The 17,841-nt window shown below is 60.0% G+C and carries 15 protein-coding genes; 12 read left to right on the top strand and 3 right to left on the bottom strand.

Going from position 1 to position 17,841, the window contains the following annotated elements:
* On the bottom strand, window positions 1-1,469 hold a 1,469-nt coding region (locus tag Q0672_RS08550), incomplete at its 3' end, for a hydantoinase/oxoprolinase family protein (RefSeq protein WP_298621598.1).
* Window positions 1,470-1,822: 353 nt separating this feature from the next.
* Here Q0672_RS08550 and Q0672_RS08545 point away from each other — a divergent pair.
* The gene (locus tag Q0672_RS08545; protein ID WP_298621597.1) at window positions 1,823-3,121 is read left to right on the top strand and encodes a hemolysin family protein; all 1,299 of its coding nucleotides are present in this window, start codon (window positions 1,823-1,825) and stop codon (window positions 3,119-3,121) included.
* Window position 3,122: 1 nt separating this feature from the next.
* On the opposite strand, the gene Q0672_RS08540 is transcribed toward Q0672_RS08545, so the two are convergent.
* Window positions 3,123-3,668, bottom strand: coding sequence for a hypothetical protein (locus Q0672_RS08540; RefSeq protein ID WP_298621596.1), 546 nt, complete (start codon window positions 3,666-3,668; stop codon window positions 3,123-3,125).
* Window positions 3,669-3,816: 148 nt separating this feature from the next.
* Between Q0672_RS08540 and Q0672_RS08535 the strand changes: the two genes are divergently transcribed.
* The 6 genes from Q0672_RS08535 to Q0672_RS08510 all read left to right on the top strand — a co-directional run bounded on the left by Q0672_RS08535 (window position 3,817) and on the right by Q0672_RS08510 (window position 9,035).
* Window positions 3,817-4,107: a DUF2325 domain-containing protein gene (locus Q0672_RS08535; protein WP_298621595.1), complete on the top strand. Its 291-nt coding sequence runs from the start codon at window positions 3,817-3,819 to the stop codon at window positions 4,105-4,107.
* 126 nt (window positions 4,108-4,233) lie between these two features.
* Window positions 4,234-5,247, top strand: coding sequence for a sulfate ABC transporter substrate-binding protein (locus Q0672_RS08530; protein ID WP_298621594.1), 1,014 nt, complete (start codon window positions 4,234-4,236; stop codon window positions 5,245-5,247).
* A complete protein-coding gene (gene cysT / locus Q0672_RS08525; RefSeq protein ID WP_298621593.1) occupies window positions 5,244-6,080 on the top strand; it encodes a sulfate ABC transporter permease subunit CysT in 837 nt (278 codons plus the stop codon). Before Q0672_RS08530 ends, cysT begins: the two co-directional genes overlap by 4 nt.
* Complete coding sequence (gene cysW / locus Q0672_RS08520; protein WP_153159417.1) at window positions 6,080-6,973, top strand: sulfate ABC transporter permease subunit CysW; 894 nt, start codon at window positions 6,080-6,082, stop codon at window positions 6,971-6,973. The genes cysT and cysW overlap by 1 nt, the downstream gene beginning before the upstream one ends.
* Window position 6,974: 1 nt before the next feature.
* Complete coding sequence (locus Q0672_RS08515) at window positions 6,975-8,084, top strand: sulfate ABC transporter ATP-binding protein (RefSeq protein ID WP_298621592.1); 1,110 nt, start codon at window positions 6,975-6,977, stop codon at window positions 8,082-8,084.
* A gap of 3 nt (window positions 8,085-8,087) precedes the next feature.
* Entirely contained in the window at window positions 8,088-9,035 is a 948-nt protein-coding gene (locus Q0672_RS08510) for a CysB family HTH-type transcriptional regulator (RefSeq protein ID WP_298621591.1), read from the top strand.
* A gap of 134 nt (window positions 9,036-9,169) precedes the next feature.
* Here the strand turns inward: Q0672_RS08510 and Q0672_RS08505 are convergent, their stop codons facing one another.
* Window positions 9,170-9,823 (bottom strand): PEP-CTERM sorting domain-containing protein, encoded by a 654-nt coding sequence (locus Q0672_RS08505; protein ID WP_298621590.1) that lies wholly within the window; start codon window positions 9,821-9,823, stop codon window positions 9,170-9,172.
* Between the two features lie 1,222 nt (window positions 9,824-11,045).
* Here Q0672_RS08505 and Q0672_RS08500 point away from each other — a divergent pair.
* From Q0672_RS08500 to Q0672_RS08480, 5 genes are all read left to right on the top strand, one after another.
* Window positions 11,046-11,426 carry a hypothetical protein gene (locus Q0672_RS08500; RefSeq protein WP_298621589.1) on the top strand — a complete coding sequence of 127 codons (381 nt, stop codon included), beginning with the start codon at window positions 11,046-11,048 and terminating at the stop codon, window positions 11,424-11,426.
* 299 nt (window positions 11,427-11,725) lie between these two features.
* A complete protein-coding gene (locus tag Q0672_RS08495; RefSeq protein WP_298621588.1) occupies window positions 11,726-11,899 on the top strand; it encodes a hypothetical protein in 174 nt (57 codons plus the stop codon).
* A 195-nt stretch (window positions 11,900-12,094) separates the two neighbouring features.
* Window positions 12,095-12,772 (top strand): hypothetical protein, encoded by a 678-nt coding sequence (locus Q0672_RS08490; RefSeq protein ID WP_298621587.1) that lies wholly within the window; start codon window positions 12,095-12,097, stop codon window positions 12,770-12,772.
* Between the two features lie 263 nt (window positions 12,773-13,035).
* Window positions 13,036-14,403, top strand: coding sequence for a hypothetical protein (locus tag Q0672_RS08485; protein WP_298621586.1), 1,368 nt, complete (start codon window positions 13,036-13,038; stop codon window positions 14,401-14,403).
* Window positions 14,404-14,405: 2 nt separating this feature from the next.
* On the top strand, window positions 14,406-17,702 hold the full coding sequence (locus Q0672_RS08480; RefSeq protein WP_298621585.1) for a pentapeptide repeat-containing protein: 3,297 nt from the start codon (window positions 14,406-14,408) through the stop codon (window positions 17,700-17,702).
* Window positions 17,703-17,841 lie beyond the last annotated feature (139 nt).

Below are 17,841 nucleotides of genomic sequence, written 5' to 3'. Positions count from 1 at the left end.
ACCACCACGTCCTTGAAGCCGACGCCTTCGGTGTAGCCGTAGGTGTGCACCGGGCCGGCGCCGCCGTAGGAGAAACAGGTGAACTCGGCGGGGTTGTAGCCCTTGGCGCTGATGTTGGCGCGCAGGTATTCGGAGAGGGTCAGGTCGAGCAGTTCGATCACGCCGGCGGCGGCATCTTCCACCGACAGACGCAGCGGGTCGGCGATCTGGGCCTTGATGTGCTGGCGGGCACGCTCCACGTCGAGCTTGATGGCGCCGCCCAGGAAGTTGTCCGGGTTGAGGTAGCCGAGCACCACGTGGCAGTCGGACACCGTGACGGTATCCAGCCCGCTCTCCGGCCAGCAGGTGCCGACGCGGTAGCCGGCCGAGTCGGGGCCGAGCTTGATCGACTTGCTGTACGGGTCGAGGCGCACGAAGCTGCCGGCGCCGGCGCCCACCGAATCCATCGCCACCAGCGGCAGCGACAGCACCAGGCGCGCCATGTCCGGGTCGGACTTGATCGCGAAGTTGCCCTTGGTGATGAGCGCCACGTCGAAGCTGGTGCCGCCGATGTCGGAGCAGGCGATGTTCTCGTCGCCCAGGGCCTCGCCCAGCAGCTTGGAGCCGATCACGCCGCCGATGGGGCCGGAGACGATGGTGCGGGCAAGCTCCTTGGCCTTCCAGCTGATGGTGCCGCCGTGGGTGGCCATCACCCGCAGGTCGAACTTGGCGCCGTGTTTCTTGAAGCGGTCGCTGACCTTCTTCAGGGTCTCGCGGGAGGGCTCGGCGCCGTAGGCCTCGAGGATGGTGGTGTTCATCCGGTGGCTTTCCTTGCGCGACGGGTAGTAATCCACCGACGCGAAGATCGGGATATCCACCCCGAGCTGGTCGAGCTCCTCGCGGACCACGTCGCGGGCGCGCTGCTCGCTGGCCTCGTTCTTGTGGGACTGGAGCAGGCAGATCACGATGGCCTGGGAGCCGGCTTCCACCAGCTCGCGGGTGGCCGTGCGCACCTCGTCCTCGCGCAGCGGGATGACGACCTTGCCCTGCACGTCGGTGCGCTCGGTGACGCCGCGGGTGCGCGACACCGGCACCAGCGGCTCGTCGTAGCGGTGGGTGTTGAGGTGGATGCGGTCCTCCAGCGCGTAGCCCAGGTAGCTCTGCAGCGCCCGGCCCATGGAGTGGATCTGCTCGAAGCCCTTGTTGCAGATCAGGCCGACCTTGAGGCCCTTGCGCATCAGGATGCGGTTGAGCATCGCGGTGCCGGAATACACGCAGGTCGCAAGCTCGGGATATACGTCGTCCACCGTGCGGTTCCAGTGGGCGAGGGCGTCCTCGGACGAATTGAAGATGGCCAGCGATTCGTCGGCCGGGTTGCTCTGGGCCTTGCCGACGACGAAACGACCGTCGGCACGCACGAAGAAGGTATCGGTCATCGTGCCGCCGGCGTCGATGCCCATCACCTGTACTTGCGATTGTTGGACTTCCATTCTTGTCTCCATGTCTCCTTGGTTTGGATCGGCACCGCTTTCGCGGCGCCCCGGGGAACGCGGGATTCCCTGCCTGACATATCGCAACGGCCGTGCCAGTGCCGGTTGTGTCAAGGCAAGGGTCTGAATGGAAAGGAGTTTGTTCGCTCGGGTGGTGATTGTTGCGGAGCAGCGAGGGCGTGGCCGACAGGCCGGAAACCGGACGGTCGTGCGGGAGTCGGACGTCCGATCCGGCAGCGGGCGTCACGCCGGGCACGGGGCCGGGCTAGGCGTGCGGGGGGCGGCAGCGGCTACAATACGGCCCGTCTTCATTCCCGGGCCGCGGGTCGGATCGACTTCGGACGGCCTTATCAATGGATTTATTGCTGATCGTTCTGCTGATTCTTCTCAATGGCGTGTTCGCCATGTCTGAAATGGCCGTCGTCTCGTCCCGCAAGGCGCGGCTGCAGAACCTGTCCGACGATGGCAGCCTCGGGGCCGAGGCTGCGCTCAAGCTCCACCAGGAGCCCTCAAGTTTTCTTTCGACGATCCAGGTCGGCATCACCCTGGTCGGCATCCTGAGCGGTGCCATCGGTGAAGCCGCGCTGGCCGACCCGCTGTCCAGCTGGCTGGGCAGCTTTTCCTTCATGGAGCCCTATGCCCGGGGCGTCGCGCTGACCATCACCGTTGTCACGCTGACCTATTTCTCGGTGGTCGTCGGCGAGCTGGTGCCCAAGCGTCTGGCCCTGCTGGCGCCGGAGGGTATCGCCTCGCTGATGTCGCGGCCGATGATGATCCTCGCCCGCATCACCCATCCGCTGGTGGTGGTGCTGTCGGGTTCGTGCTCGGTGATCCTGCGCCTGCTGGGCGCGCGGCGCCGCGAGGAGCCGCCGGTGACCGACGACGAGATCAAGGTGCTGATGGAGCAGGGCGCCGAGGCCGGCGTGTTCCACGAGAGCGAGCAGGAGATCGTCTCCAACGTGCTGCGCCTCGACGAGCAGCGCATCTCGGCGATCATGACCCCGCGCCGCGACATGGTGGTGGTGGATCTGGACGAGGACGAGGCCAGCTGCTGGCAGACCATTGTCGACTCGCCTTTCTCGCGGCTGGTGGTGTGCCGCGACGGGCTCGAGCACGTGGTCGGCGTGCTCCAGAAGAGCGATCTGCTTAAAGCCGCGCTACCCGGCGGTGGGGTGATGGTGTCGGATCTGGAAGCCGTGCTGCGCCCGCCGCTCTATGTGCCCGAATCGGTGACCACCCAGCAGCTGCTGGAAAGTTTCCGCCGGGCGCGCCTGCAGTTTGCGCTGATCGTCGACGAGTACGGCGACGTGCAGGGCCTGGTGACGCTGACCGACGTGCTGGCGGCGATCGTCGGCGAGCTGTCGGTGCCCGAGGCGCCGGAAGACCGGGACATGCTCCAGCGCGAGGACGGCTCGTGGCTGGTGGATGGCGACGTGGGCATCGAGCGGCTCAAGTCGGTGCTCGACATTGGCGACGACCTGCCGGGCGAGGAGGAGCGTTCCTTCAACACGGTGGGCGGCTTCATCATGCACGTGCTGGGCCGCATCCCCATGGCGACCGATCACTTCGTGGCGGCTGGGTGGCGCTTCGAGGTGATGGACATGGACCGCAACCGGGTGGACAAGGTGCTCCTCGCCCGCGTGGCGGAATGATCTAGCGGCTGCACCAGTCGCGGCGGTTGCCGCGGCCCCAGGGCATGGCGATGCGCTCGGGGCTGCTGAAGGTGCTGCGCACCTTGCCGCTGGTGCCGTCGAACAGCACGTCGAAGCGGGCGGGCTCGCGGAACACATCGCAGTAGCGCCATTCCCACACCAGCTCGTCGCGGGCCTTGTAATACACCGTCCAGCCCGGATACGACGGCCCCAGCGTGCGCAGCACCTCGTCCTGGCTCATGCCGGCCTGGATGCGGGCGAAGTGGGTTTCTTCCAGCACGTTCTCGATGCTCACCAGCCGCCCGTTCGGGCTCACCACCGCCATCCAGGTCTGAAACCCCGCCGGCCCGAAGGGGTAGGCGAGGCGCTCGCTGCCGTCGGGCTCGGCCCAGCGCATGGCCGGGGCGCCCAGCGTGGCATCGAGATCGTCCCGCGTGCTGACGCCCGGCTGCAGGCCGGGGCCCAGCAGGTTGGCGCAGCCCGACAGGGCCAGCGCGGCGAACACGCCGGCAAGGCGCGGAAGGTGGGCGGCAAGACTGTTCATCATGGGGTTCTGGGCGGTTGGTGGCGGCCTGCAAAGCTTATTCGTATCCGCCTGATTTGCATCGCTGAAATGCTTGGTTCCGTTACGCGGGCCGCGGCTTGAGACTGGCCCCGTTGTGGCTTTGAGCTACGGAATGAACGGAGGTTTCAGGATGCAGGCCCTGATCGTGGGCGCCGATCGTGTCGATACGATCCGCGCAGAAATCTACCGGGTGGCAGACCGCCTGGGAATCCGGAATGTGGACCACTGGCCCGGCCGCAAAGTGGGCGAAGGCAAGCGGGTGCTGCCGCGACGCACCCGGTTGGTGGTGTTCGTGTGCGATCGCTCCAATCACATGCTGATGCGTCACGTGCGGCGTCAGGCCGAGGATCTGGGTGTGCCGATGGTGTTCTGCCGGCATTCGGCGACTGAGCTGCGGGAGCGGCTTGAGGGGCTGCACTGAGCGTTCATCCGGTGGTTTTCAGTTTCTATTTTACTTTCAGGAATAAACAAAGCCTTTTTTATTCGTTGGGCGGTGGATAGATGGTTTTTATACTTGGGCCAATAACCCATCCCAAGGAGAGCCCGAATGTCCATCCACCGCTTTTCGATTCGCCCGGTTATCGGCCTGCTGGCTGGCCTTGCCATTGTTTCCGCCGCCCCGGCCCAGGCCGACACCACGCTGCTCAACGTCTCCTACGATGTCTCGCGGGAGCTCTACAAGGAAATCAACCCGGCCTTCGTGGCCCACTGGCAGAAGACGGCCGGCGAGAAGCTCACCATCAACCAGTCCCACGGCGGTTCGAGCAAGCAGATCCAGTCGGTGATCAACGGCCTTGAAGCCGATGTGGTGACCATGAACCAGGCCGCCGACGTGGACGTGCTGGCCCGGAGCGGCCTCGCCTCGGCCGACTGGCGCAAGGCCTTCCCCAACGCTGCTGCACCCTACACCTCGGCCACGATCTTCCTGGTGCGCAAGGGCAACCCCAAGGGCATCAAGGATTGGAACGACCTCGCCCGCGCCGGCGTGAGCGTGGTGATTCCCAACCCCAAGACGTCCGGTAACGGCCGCTACACCTATCTCGCTGCCTGGGGTTACGCCCTCGGCAAGGGCGGCAACGACGCCGCGGCGAAGGATTTTGTCGCCAAGCTGTTCGCCAACGTGCCGGTGTTCGATGGCGGTGGCCGCGGCGCCACCACCACCTTCACCCAGCGGGGCATCGGCGACGTGCTCGTGACCTTCGAGAACGAGGCCGTGCTGATCGACAACGAAGTGGGCGGCGACAAGTTCGACGTGGTGTATCCGTCGGTGTCCATCGACGCCTCGGCGCCGGTGGCGATCGTCAACAAGGTGGTGGACAAGAAGGGCACCCGCAAGCAGGCCACCGCCTACCTCAACTTCCTGTACTCGCCGGAAGGCCAGGAGATCATCGCCAAGCACTACTTCCGCCCGCGCGATCCGGCGGTGGCCAAGAAGTACGCCGCCCGCTTCCCGACCATCAAGACCTTCACCGTCGAGGAGAAGTTTGGCAGCTGGGAAGCCGTGCAGAAGACCCACTTTGCCGATGGCGGCATCTATGACCAGATTGCGGTGAAACGATGACAACCACCGCCACCCGTCGCGTGCTCCCGGGCTTCGGCCTGAGCCTGGGATACACGCTGGCCTATCTTTCGCTGATCGTCCTGATCCCGCTGACGGCGGTGTTCTTCAAGGCCGGATCGCTGGGCTTTGAGCACTTCTGGGATGCCGCCACGTCGCCGCGGGTGCTGGCGTCGTACAAGCTGTCGTTCGGCGCCTCGCTGATCGCCGCGGCGATCAACGCGGTGTTCGGGCTGCTGCTGGCCTGGGCGCTGGTGCGCTACTCCTTCCCCGGCAAGCGGCTGGTGGATGCGCTGGTGGATCTGCCCTTCGCGCTGCCTACCGCGGTGGCTGGCATCGCGCTCACCGCGCTGTACGCCAAGAACGGCTGGGTCGGCAGCCTGCTTGAGCCGCTGGGCATCCAGGTGGCGTTCACGCCCCTGGGCATTCTGGTGGCGCTGATCTTCATCGGTCTGCCTTTTGTGGTGCGCACGGTGCAGCCCATCCTCGAAGATCTCGACACCGAATACGAAGAAGCCGCGGTGAGCCTCGGCGCCAACCGCTGGCAGGCCTTCGTGCATGTGGTGCTGCCCACGCTGTTCCCGGCGCTCCTCACCGGCTTTGCGCTGGCCTTTGCCCGCGCGGTGGGTGAATACGGCTCGGTGATCTTCATCGCCGGCAACATCCCGATGGTGTCCGAGATCACCCCGCTGATGATCATCACCAAGCTGGAGCAATACGACTACGCCGGCGCCACCTCGGTGGCGGTGGTGATGTTGATCTTCTCGTTCATCCTGCTGCTCATCATCAACGGCCTGCAGGCGTGGACGGCCAAACGTACCGGGAGGGCCCGCTGATGGCTGGCGCCGCTGCTGCATTGCACGGGACGGCGGATCACGCCGCCCGCTTCGAATCCAAGGCCGCCACCCGCGAGCCGACCCTCGTCAAGTGGGCCATCATCGGGGTGTCGCTGACCTTCTTCGCGGTCTTCCTGCTGCTGCCGCTCATCGCTGTCTTCTTTGAAGCGCTGCGCAAGGGTTGGGACACCTACTGGAGTGCGCTGATCGACCCGGACGCGCTCTCGGCGATCAAGCTGACCCTCATCGCCGCGGTGATCTCGGTGCCCCTCAACCTCGTCTTCGGCGTGGCCGCGGCGTGGTCGATCACCAAGTTCGACTTCCGGGGCAAGCACTTCCTCATCACCCTGATCGACCTGCCGTTCTCGGTGTCGCCGGTGGTGTCGGGCCTGATCTACGTGCTGGTGTTTGGCGCCCAGGGCTGGTTTGGCCCGTGGCTGTCGGATCACGACGTGAAGGTGATCTTCGCGGTGCCGGGCATCGTGCTGGCCACCGTCTTCGTGACCTTCCCCTTCGTGGCCCGCGAGCTCATCCCGCTGATGGAAGCCCAGGGCAAGGAAGAGGAAGAGGCTGCCGTGGTGCTGGGCGCCCGGGGCTGGCAGACCTTCTGGCACGTGACCCTGCCCAACGTGAAGTGGGGCCTGTTGTACGGGGTGATCCTGTGCAACGCCCGGGCGATGGGCGAGTTTGGCGCGGTGAGCGTGGTGTCGGGCCATATCCGTGGCCAGACCAACACCATGCCGCTCCACGTGGAGATTCTCTACAACGAATACCAGTTTGCGGCCGCGTTTGCGGTGGCATCCCTGCTGGCCCTCCTGGCTCTGGTGACGCTGGTCATCAAGGTGTGGGTCGAGCGTCAGGCCGGCAAGGCGGCTTCATCCGAGGACGAATGAAATGAGCATCGAAGTCAAGAACATCCGCAAAGAGTTTGGCAGCTTTACCGCCCTGAAGGACGTGTCCCTCGATTTCCCCACCGGTGAACTGGTGGCCCTGCTGGGCCCCTCCGGCTGCGGCAAGACGACCCTGCTGCGCATCATCGCCGGGCTGGAGACCGCCGACGCCGGCCAGGTGCTGCTCGACGGCGCCGACGCCTCCGACACCCACGTGCGGGAGCGCCAGATGGGCTTCGTGTTCCAGCACTACGCGCTGTTCCGCCACATGACGGTGTTCGACAACGTGGCCTTCGGGATGCGCATGAAGCCCCGCGCCCAGCGCCCGTCCAAGGCCGAGATCAAGGCCAAGGTCACCGAACTCCTCAAGCTCGTGCAGCTCGACTGGGTGGCCGATCGCTTCCCGGCCCAGCTCTCCGGCGGCCAGCGCCAGCGTATCGCGCTGGCCCGGGCGCTGGCGGTGGAGCCGCGGGTGCTGCTGCTCGACGAGCCCTTCGGCGCGCTGGATGCCAAGGTGCGCAAGGAGCTGCGCCGCTGGCTGCGCCGGCTCCACGACGAGCTGCACATCACCTCGATCTTCGTCACCCACGACCAGGAAGAAGCGCTCGAAGTGGCCGACCGCGTGGTGCTGATGGACCACGGCAAGGTGGAGCAGGTGGGCACGCCGGAGCAGGTGTATCGCCACCCGGCCTCGCCCTTCGTGTACAGCTTCCTGGGCTCGGTCAATCTCTTCCACGGCCGCGTGGAAGGCGATTCGGTGCATGTGGCCGACAACCGCTTGTCCGCCGAGAAGGTGGATCTCATCCACGGCAGCGAGGTGGTGGCCTTTGCCCGGCCCCACGAGCTCGCCATCGTCGTCGATCCGAAAGCCACCGATGGGGTGTCGGCGCGGGTCAACCGCATCCTCGCCTTCGGCGTCACCGCGCGGGTCGAGCTCGATGGGCTCAACGGCTCCACCGGGCAGGTCTTTGAAGTGGAAATCACCCGCGACGAAGTGGCCCGGCTGGGAGTGGAAGAAGGGCAGGTGGTGCGACTCGTGCCGTCGCGCCTGAGCGTGTTTGGCCGCGATCCGGCAAGCCCGATCGCCGTGCCGGCGCCGAATTGGGAAATCTGAGCGATGAACTTCCAGCAACTGCGCATCATCCACGAGACGGTGCGCCGCAACTTCAACCTGACCGAGGTGGCCAACGCGCTGTTCACCTCCCAGTCGGGCGTCTCCAAGCACATCAAGGATCTCGAGGACGAGCTCGGGCTCGAGCTCTTCGTTCGCAAGGGCAAGCGCCTGCTCGGGCTCACCGAGCCGGGGCAGGAGCTGGTGCATGTGGTGGACCGCATGCTGATGGACGCGCGCAACATCAAGACCATCGCCGCCCAGTTCAGCGCCCGCGACCACGGCCAGCTCACCGTGGCCACCACCCACACCCAGGCGCGCTACGTGCTGCCCCAGGTGGTCACGCAATTCAAGCAGGCCTTCCCCAAGGTGCATCTGGTGCTGCACCAGGCCAGCCCCGGCGAGATCGCCGCGATGCTGCTGGATGGCCGCGCCGACATCGGCATCGCCACCGAAGCCCTCGCCGCGGTGCCGGATTTCGTTTCGTTCAGCTATTACGGCTGGCACCACTCGGTGATCGTGCCCGCGGGACATCCGCTCGAAGCGGTCGAACCGCTCACGCTGGAAGCGGTGGCCGAGCATCCGGTCATCACTTACCACGAAGGCTTTACCGGCCGCGCCAGGATCGATGAGACCTTCGCCGCTGCCGGCCTGTCGCCGGACATCGTGATGTCGGCGCTGGACGCCGACGTGATCAAGGCCTATGTGGAGCTGGGGCTCGGCGTCGGCATCGTGGCCTCGATGGCCTACGACCCCACCCGCGACCAGAACCTGCGCATGCTGCCCAGCAGCCATCTGTTTGGCGAGAACGTGACCCGCATCGCGGTGCGCAAGGGCCACTTCCTGCGCGGCTTTGCCTACCGCTTCATCGAACTCTGTTCGCCGGCCATCACCGAGTCCGTTGTCCGCTCGGCGCTACGGCCCGAGGCCGAGAGCGAGGCCGTGGTGTATTGAGGGCGCCACTCGGCGTCTGGCGTCTTGACGCACCGCCTCAAGAAAGAAACGGCCACCGCGAGTAATCGGGTGGCCGTTTTGTTACACCGCGCCGGCGTTTGCGGGGCTTGCCCGCCGCCGGCCAGAGGCGGTCGTCAGTGCTGCACTGCGCGGCGACGCGTGCGCAGGACGGCCGCGAGGCCAACGCCGATCAAGGCAAGGCTGGCCGGCTCGGGCACGGTGCCCGGCGTCGACGAGCCAAAGGTGATGTTGTCGTAGCCCACCTGATTCACCGTGCCGCCAAAGTCGATCGACTTGGCAATACCGGCGAAGGTGGCGCCAACGGCGGTCCAGTTGCAGAAGCCGCCGGTCGGATCGCCCGTGCAGCCCTGGTTGAACTGCGCCGTCAGCGGAATATCTGCGAGCAGGGTGCCGGTGGCGTCGATGCCGTCATAGACCTTCACCGACGCAGCCGTCGAGGACGAGTAGAAGAACGAGAAACCCGTGTCGAAACCAGCGGCGTAGTTGAGGACCGCGCTGCCGCTCAGGAAGAACATGGTCGTCTTCGACGAGGGCTCGTTGGCGAAATTGCCGCTGCCGCCATCATCACTGTCGATGGCGGTCAGCGCGTTGCTGCCAAAAGCGATGCCGTAGTTGGTGCCGCTGTTGCCGGCGCTGTCCGTGCCGCCGTTATAGAAGTTAAGCAGTTGTGCGCCGCTTCCCGCACCTTCAAAGTCGAGCACGATGGCCGCGTGCGCGTTCTGGGATAGTGCGGCTGCGATGACTGTCATTGCGAGCAGTTTCTTCATGGCACGACTCCTTGTCGTTTTGGGGATATGTCAAAACTGATAGCAAGCCGCGTGCCTTTTACAAAAGTTTGTTAAAAAATACAAACTTAGACCAAGAATGGGTAGTGATGCCACCCGTGTATGTAAATTTAATCGACGCCCATTGTGGGTTATCGTCACCTGTCGGTCGTTGCGCCGAGCGTGCAGAACGCTGATACGAGGCCCCAATCCGCGGAGTATGGGAATCGGCACTGAGGGGGCCAATGCGCATGACACAAGGCATACGGCCGTGACTGTCGCCGCGGCCGTATGCCGTCACAGGGCGCGCCAACGCCATTGCCCGTGCCGCGCTTTGCCCCGGGTGAGGCGGTAGGGAACCACCGACATTCGGTCGATCTCCTGGCCGTGTCGTAGAACGCGACGGAGGGACGCACGGTGGCGTTCTGGCTGCAGCGGCGCCGCCAGTCCGATCTCACAGATTCAACCGACGTACAGTAACCGGCCTTTGCCGAACGGTCGGGTGTCTCCGCAGCATCTCCGATAGCCACAAGCCGTCTCGCTATGGCCGCCACAAAGGGATCGGTGAGGGCCAATCCTCGATGCCAGCTCAAGATCGGCTATCTACGGCGCAAACAGCGGGGTTTTCCAGTGGCCGATTGGCAATGTGCGCACCAACACTGCCGGTGTGATGACGACAACTCAGTCCGCACAAAAACTGTTCGTCGCAGCGAAGAAACCAAGCTCGGCGCAACAGAAACCAATCGTGCGTGAACAGAAACCAATCCAGAGAAATTTCTTACCAATCTGGCGAAAACAGTTTCTGTTCACGCCAGATTGGTAACCAACGGCTGGTGAACAGAAACCAAACCCGCCAGCGAAAAGACCTCGCACGCAAGAGAGGTTTCCAGTTCTGGCCGCTTGCCAACTCACTATCGCCTGTTTGCATCCAGGCCGGCGAAGGTGGCATCTGTTCGGGCGCCCCATCTTCTTCTGCGCGGAACGCCGGTTCTGCTCTCCCATGCGGATCGTTTTGCAGTGGTCCGTAAGTCGGCCAATAGGCCCGACTTGAACGGCATGCCCCGTGGTATGCCGCAGTGCCGCAACTGGGAGTGTTGCGTAGAGCGCCAGAAGGGCGCCAGAGACGGCGCCGTCTATGACTTATGACATATTTCTAAGAATGCCATCATGTTGTAGCATTTCCGAGTGGCGCCACACCACCTGTCAAACTGTAAGGAAATCCATCATGCAGAAGAAGAAGCTCAAAGGTCCTTCCGCCACCGTCATTCGCGCAGACGAGGACGCTTATTTCGCCCTCAAGAACATCGCCGGCTACAAGTCGAGCAATCCTGAGTTCAGTGTGGAGGCGGCCACCAGCGCCTACGAGGCACGCCAACGCCAGCGCGAGGTTGTTGCCCTGGCCATCAACGCCCTGAGCGCAGCCCGCGACAGCCTGGCCATCCTCGACAACGACCTACACGACGTCATGAACGGCGCCAAAAACCAGATCCGCGCCATCTACGGTGAAGACTCCGACGAACTCGCATCCATGGGGCTGAAGAAGAAATCGGAAAAACGCTACGGCATCCGGAAGCCGAAGACGAAGGAAGAGGTGAGCGCGGGGTAAGCCAAGCAAGCAGGTCGGGTTAGCGCAGCGTAACCCGACACTCCCTATCTACAACTAATGCGCTATCAACCCCGAGATGCAATTTTTGCTTCCATTCAAGTCTTTTCCGACGTTTTTTGAGCAAGAGCGGGGCAGATCATGCAACTTAAGGACATCGAGGCCTACCACGCCCTGCGCACGATGACCGACTACAAGGCCAGCAACCCCACACCCACAGCCGCGAAGCCGCCAACGCCGCCTACAAGGTTCTGCGCAAAGCCGAACAGAACGCCGTCGCCACCCAGATCGCCGCCGCAAGCATGGACGCCCTCATCGCCGCCCGCCGCGGCATGCACGGGGTGATCCTCGGCGTGAAGAACGAAGCCAAGGCCTACTACGGCCCCAGCTCCGATCAGGTCGCGGCGCTGGGCTTGAAGAAGAAGTCGGAGCGGAACCGTAGTGGGCGGGGGAAGAAGGGGACTGAGGGGGTTTAAGGAGGGATGACTCTCCGCTTGCCGTAGAGGCGGGCGGGGGGCAGGTTGTCGGCCGGAGAGGATGTGCGACCGGTAGCCTGCGTCGGTCACCAACGTGCAAGTTTCCTGTCGCAACGTCAGTCGGATTGCGGCAGGTCAAACTGGCGTCTATCATATTGTTAAGTGTTTTATATACGTCAAACGGGAGTGCTATCCATGAAAATTTGCCTGCTGGTCTTTGCTCTTATGCTTGCACCGCTCACCTCATCAGCAGCGTTGCATGACCGTGGAAGTGGCTTGATTTATGACGATATATTGAATGTAACGTGGTTTCAAAATGCCAATTTTGCTTCGTCTACAATACCGTATGGCATGCTGGACTTTAATCAAGCTAAAAGCATGGTTGATGCTTTTTCCTATACCGACCCAGTTAGCAATGTCACATACTCCGATTGGCGGCTGCCGCGAGTTGTCGATGATTCAATACCCGGATGTAGCTTTGATCCATATGGAGCCACCAACTGCGGGCTAAGGTATGGGGCTGGCGAAATGGCTATCCTTTTTTATGTAACCCTTGGAAATTTAGGTTTTTATGATGCCTTGGGAAACCAAGGGCAATTCGGCTGGGGGCTTTTCAATAAAGGGCCTTTCTTCGGTTTGCAAACTGGAAATTATTGGTACGATAATCTCAATATCTCCAATCCGAATGAAGCATGGTCCTTTAGTTTTGGATTTGGAATTGAATACGACAGCGCGCCCATAACTGACCCCCGGCATCTCATGATTCTCAGATCCGGTGATGTTGCAGTAGTGCCAGAGCCTAGCTCCAGCGTTTTGTGCGGATTTGGATTTACATTATTGGCAATTTCGTCTCGAGCCTATCGTAAAAATTGAATGTAGATAGTTGATCTGTACAACCATGGAGGCAAACGCCTGCGTAAGCGGGATTGGTGCAATCTTCTGCATGCCAACCCCAAAAGACGAGGGATTTACAATAAATCAGCGACTGTGAGCAGGGGCTTCGTAGGTGCATGACCGTGAATGCTATTCTATTTGGTTCTACGTCGTGTGGGTGCAATAGCCTTCGGTGGCGGGGCTGTATTGTAAATTTTTCATCAACTTGTTATTTGTGTAAATCACTGTGTGGGGGTGCTTTTGTGCAAGATGATTGGTTTCGTCTTTATGGAGCAGCAGATCGCCGCTTCAGACTTCAAAAAGCCGCACTGATCGAATACGCTCGCGCAATGCTGCCGACCAGGCTATCAAGGAGAGTGGTATTCAAAGGTCAAAAAGATCCTAGTGCTATGCCTGCCGAGATATGGCAGTGCGGCGACAATCTGGCATTGATTTGGCACGTGCGCCACGAATGTGCCTCAGTGGGCAGTGCCCCTCGGCGAGTAGTCGGCTTCATGAAGCTGACAGCCGGGCTTTCCTTTGACCAATTTGACTTTCCGCCTAGGGAGCAGTTGCCACATTCCCTCGGAAACGTGGAGCTCGTTCATTTCGTCGCCCAGTTCTGGCAGTCTGACCGTCCGCATGAGCTAGGGGAGTCATCGAAAGAACAGTTTGACCCGCCCGCTAATGCAGATAGCCAGCTAAAGAGTAAAGATGCCAGTGTGTCTGAAGGCAGTGATGAAAAAAGCCGCATCAAGCTAGCTCAGGAAGTTGTCGACCAGGCTTTTCGTGAGCACGTGGAAAAGTCTACTTCACTTCCCCTTGTCGGCTTCAAACTGATACAGACCACCACGCCGGAGGCAGCTACGGGATGGAGGTTACAGGACGAACTGAAAGAGCGGGAGCGGGTCGCATCGCTGCTAAAAAAAGCTGGAGTATGCAATTTCCATCTTAAAGTCGGCGATCAAGAGCGCGTTCTGCTTCTTGAGCGGGAGGTTCCGTTCTATTTGGGGTGTCGTCTGTACCGTGTCATTGACATGCGTGGACCGCGCAGCCGCTTCGCAAGCTTTGTCCTTCATCATGAATCCGCCGATCTTGCCGCGCTATCTACTGAATCAGCGCCTATTCATTACTTTAATGAAAGACGGATTAAGCGCGAAGAATTAGTTATTGATGAACATAGCGTGGCAGCTTATCTGCGATTCTTTGGCGAATTTGTACAAGGCGGTTCAGGTGCATTTCCGATCATTGAAAGCTCAAAAGAAATCCGCTGGTTGTCACAGAGCGACAAGAAAATGATGCAGATATTTAAGAGTGCACTGTTGCCTGTAGAGTTGTACTGTCCCGAATTTGGACCAACTTCGCTGACGGCACCGCCTACTGAAATAGAGTCGCAGCAGGCACGCAAAGTGCCACCACTAAACCTGTATTGCCGAGCGTTTGTTGGCTATGGACGCCAGTTGTTCAGCGCGGGTTTTGCTGTCCATAAAGATGGCTCGCTGGAAATGATTGCTGATTCTGGATTGCATGAGTCAGAGCTACCCATTCAACCCCTTAGTTTCAATAAAGAGTTTCAGTTTCAGCTTCGCATGAATACGACAGAGCCCAACGTAGATTCTTGGAGGGGTTGAAAGTGGCTGTCATCGCTGCTGAGGACTTCATTGCCCTCCTCGAAAGAGTGCACTCCGGTAATACAAGAGGTGTGGGGGCAAACTCTGGGAGCTGCGGCAATCAACAGGCGTCGCGCCTGCGGATTCCAACGGGCCCTTGGGATACAGTTGATCTGGACAACCCGAATGATTTTGAACTCGTGGTTGCCGACAGCGTGGATATGCGTGGCCGTAAGCTGGATCGGCCCATATTTGTCCACGGTGTCCGGTTCCGGGGGCGGGTCGATCTGCGCGATGTGACGATTCATGGCAGTGTTGAGTTGACTGCGTGTGTTTTTGAAGAGGAGTTGCGGTTAGATGACGCGGAGATCGAGGGATCGTTGCGACTCGAGCGCATTTCTGCGGATCGCCTATCTATGAACGGCATCGTCGTGCGTGGCCGTTTAGATCTCAGCGGTTGCAAAACCGTCGCACCAATAACCCTTTTTGACGCCAGTGTTGATGGGTTCGTTGACCTACGCAGTGTAAGCAGTCCGGCGGTTCGCATGAGGGGCGCGCATATACGTAGCGATTTACGTATTGGCTGCACATCTGAGGCCGGCAGCGGGCCTAGCCAATTAGGGTTGGTGGATGCCAGCAATGCTCGTATCGAAGGGCGTGTCAGCGTGGACGGCGCCGGTTATGGCAAACCACGCCCCACCCCTGAGGTTAGCCAACCGCTCACAGCAGCGGATGTGGAGGACAGTTTTTGCTGGTCCGCAGCAGATATCGCGTCGGCGCACGGACTAAGTCTACTTTTGACATCGGCCAAGTTGGGGGGGAGTCTGCAAGTGATGGCGTTTTACAGCCAGACATCCCATTATGACTGCAGCCGTGAAACACAAGTGCCGACGGTAATGCCCCAGACGACGATCGTTTGGTCTGTTCTGGATCGTCTGGACTTATCTAATGCCGATATTGCTGGCGACGTCACATTATGGGGCACGCTTGTGAAAGTGGGAATCAATGCCGTTGGCGTCAGGGTGAGAGGCCAGTTCCGCTTGGTTCCCGGAGAGTTGTTTGTCGCAGACAGAGATCAGAGCGATTGGTGTTGCAGACAGACCGTCGTTATAAGATCGGATAAAGTATTCGGTAATGCCATAAGTATGGATGGTTCTAGGATTGAAGGCCATATTCAGATGTCTGGCGTCTCCGTGCAAGGAAATCTAGATCTTTCAAATTCGATCTTAGGCGGCTACATGTGGGTCGGAGGCTACCACCTTCGCACGGAATCAGATAAAGGCTATGATGTAGTTATTCCGACAACAATCGAAGGTAACTTGATGTTGTTTCTCTCGACGCTCATGAATGCTGTGGAGTTGTTGGGAGTTCAAATTATCGGTTCTTTCTTCTTGTGGAGCACGGAGTCTCTCGCCTTCATTCGGCTAAAGCCTTTTCTTAATCTGCCTTGTCGGGTTGGTGGCGGCCTCGACTTGCACAGCGCGCGCCTACGCCAGTTTGAGCTAACTGGTACCAGCATCCGACAGCGCGTCCGTCTGGATGGATGCGACATACTGAAATTTTGCACTCGCCCCGGCCTCTTAACAGTGCCTACTAAGCGCGATGATGCATTTATAGATGCAGAGCCCGCAATCAGTTGGAAAGCCGACAAGGCTATTGTTTTAACAGAAGTCGGTCATCTGCGTATGCGCAACGGTAATATTGGGGGCGATCTCAACTTGGAGTACCTTCAAGTGACGGGGTGCGAGGTAGACGGACTGCTAGGACTCGTTATCGAGGACTCTCAGATCGGTGGTAATCTGCTGATGTTTGGTGAAGCTGCAATCTTGGAGGCTCTTCGTCTTTCGGATGAATCCTACGAAAAGTTGCGATCCTGCTGCCCCATCGACTACCGCAACTTCAGCGCTTCTGTCGTTGGTGGTATTAGCTTGAGACGGTCAAAGTTCGGAGCTGCAATCGATATGAGCGGGGTCAAGGTTGATGGCACAATCGACCTCGAAGATAGCTGCATTGCTGGTGATCTGCGGCTTGCTGCTGTAATGCGTTCCAACAGTACCGTTACCCATCCATCTTCGACGGCCGAGGATGATCCGTTGACTAGGGTCTGGAATCCCGTCGTTTGCAGTGCCATTAACCTTCGTATGGCAAAGTGTACCAACGACGTAGATTTGACAGGTGTCGTAGTTGTATGTGCCGAGAATCGCAAGGCTGACACCGGCCTTGTCGACGGACGCTATGCTACTGTTGCAGGAGACCTTGTTTGCTTCGATGATAAGCGGTTCAGCCTGCCAGCGTTTGCTCGCCTGGAAAGTTGCCTGGATCTTTCATACTCGCAATTGGCCCATTTTGTTGTTTCAGGTTGCTTGTTCAGCGGTATCCAGCGAGATATCTCCGCGTCTCCCTCAAAACGGGGGTTGCTGCTCGAGCGAGCTACCGTTGGAAAGCTTGACGTAAGGGAGGTAAGCAGTTTGGGTGATGATTCAGTTGCATCTACAGGCCTTAAGGGGGCGCGGGCCTACCCTGCACCCATTCGTCTGACGGACGTAAAAGTAGAGGTCTGGCAGGTAGAAGGGTCATCAAATCATGAAAACGACGAAGCAAAGAAATACATCAATCTTCTGGCCAATGACGAGCCGTTCCGACGATCGACTTACCGTTCGTTGGAGGCCAGCCTACGCAATAGCGGGGACGATGAGCATGCAGATGCACTTTACCGCGCAATGCGCTGCCGCGAGTGGGAAGAAGCCAAACGGCAAGCTAGGCGCCCCTTTGTGGGTAACAGAACTAAATTGCTGCTGCTTTTACGCCAATATGTAAGTAGAGTTTTCGGATTTGTAGGAAATTACGCGTTTCGCACTTTCTTACAGTACGGTACCAGTCCGAAGAGTCTAATCGCCGTTGTATTATTTCTTTTTTTCATAAGTCTTCCTGCTTATCATACAGCAGATAATTTTGAAGCATCGCTCTTGTTTTTAGCCGTGCCATCCGACCGGTTTGGACCGGGAGAGTCGCCGCCGCGGTATAATTCGGGGCCTTTGCAGTCTCAGTGGGGATGGGCCGATGCTTTACAATTGGCACTAAAAAACCACGTGCCAATCGTACCGCTGCAGGTGCGTGACGACTGGCAGGCGCGCGACCAGGGGGAAACCGCTTGGTCAATAGGGTCGGGTAGTTGTTCTCGATCCACGCCGGAGGGAGTCTTGACGGTTTGCCTGCCTTGGGCTCCTGAGGACGTATTCAATACGTTGCAGCTCATCAACTGGGTCTGCTGGCCACTCCTGTTAACCTTCTATATTAAAAGACTCTTGCGGCAGACCTGAGTCATCGATTCCTTCAGTCGTCAAAGGCCACAAATTTGGTTGATTGCTCTCGGTTGATCTGGGCGTGATCGCCGATTTCTGTCGCCCGCACAGAACCACAAAGCAAAACGGCCACGGTTTACACCGTGGCCGTTTTGCA

It is taken from the genome of uncultured Zoogloea sp. (assembly GCF_937894855.1).
Lineage (GTDB): Bacteria > Pseudomonadota > Gammaproteobacteria > Burkholderiales > Rhodocyclaceae > Zoogloea > Zoogloea oryzae.
This window is presented reverse-complemented; position numbering and strand designations above follow the sequence as displayed.

Excerpts from the sequence above, each read along its gene's own strand:
- Q0672_RS08540 (WP_298621596.1), bottom strand. The coding sequence starts at position 3,668 with ATGATGAACAGTCTTGCCGCCCACCTTCCGCGCCTTGCCGGCGTGTTC.
- Q0672_RS08535 (WP_298621595.1), top strand. The coding sequence starts at position 3,817 with ATGCAGGCCCTGATCGTGGGCGCCGATCGTGTCGATACGATCCGCGCA.
- cysT (WP_298621593.1), top strand. The coding sequence starts at position 5,244 with ATGACAACCACCGCCACCCGTCGCGTGCTCCCGGGCTTCGGCCTGAGC.
- Q0672_RS08515 (WP_298621592.1), top strand. The coding sequence starts at position 6,975 with ATGAGCATCGAAGTCAAGAACATCCGCAAAGAGTTTGGCAGCTTTACC.
- Q0672_RS08495 (WP_298621588.1), top strand. The coding sequence starts at position 11,726 with ATGGACGCCCTCATCGCCGCCCGCCGCGGCATGCACGGGGTGATCCTC.
- Q0672_RS08510 (WP_298621591.1), top strand. The coding sequence starts at position 8,088 with ATGAACTTCCAGCAACTGCGCATCATCCACGAGACGGTGCGCCGCAAC.
- Q0672_RS08545 (WP_298621597.1), top strand. The coding sequence starts at position 1,823 with ATGGATTTATTGCTGATCGTTCTGCTGATTCTTCTCAATGGCGTGTTC.
- Q0672_RS08500 (WP_298621589.1), top strand. The coding sequence starts at position 11,046 with ATGCAGAAGAAGAAGCTCAAAGGTCCTTCCGCCACCGTCATTCGCGCA.
- Q0672_RS08505 (WP_298621590.1), bottom strand. The coding sequence starts at position 9,823 with ATGAAGAAACTGCTCGCAATGACAGTCATCGCAGCCGCACTATCCCAG.
- cysW (WP_153159417.1), top strand. The coding sequence starts at position 6,080 with ATGGCTGGCGCCGCTGCTGCATTGCACGGGACGGCGGATCACGCCGCC.
- Q0672_RS08530 (WP_298621594.1), top strand. The coding sequence starts at position 4,234 with ATGTCCATCCACCGCTTTTCGATTCGCCCGGTTATCGGCCTGCTGGCT.
- Q0672_RS08490 (WP_298621587.1), top strand. The coding sequence starts at position 12,095 with ATGAAAATTTGCCTGCTGGTCTTTGCTCTTATGCTTGCACCGCTCACC.